This is a genomic window from Streptomyces sp. NPDC127092 (assembly GCF_042722475.1).
In the GTDB taxonomy this organism is placed as follows: Bacteria; Actinomycetota; Actinomycetes; order Streptomycetales; family Streptomycetaceae; genus Streptomyces.
The window spans coordinates 2,444-2,744 of the sequence record NZ_JBHXFE010000116.1; positions in this window are offsets into that span (position 1 = coordinate 2,444).

The following is a 301-nucleotide window of genomic DNA, read 5'->3' on the forward strand; positions in this document are numbered from 1 at the left end:
CGACGAGAATCCCGATCGCCGACATGTTGGAGGTGCCGGTGACCAGGTCCCCTTCCCTGTGTCTCGGGACGGCTCGGTCCTCGATGTCTCCGCAGGGCGCTCGGCTCCTAGGCTTGGCCGTCTTCAGTCGAGGCCCGCCCGGGGTGACCCTGAGCCGGGAAGCGGTAATTGTGGCAAAAATCACAAACATCCGTATTGCGGTCCGTGGTTGTACGGGTGTGCTTTCCCCGGCTGCCCCGAATGCTGATTGCACGTCGACCGTCGTCGACGGCAATCGAGCAGAGAGGCCCCAACTGTGCGT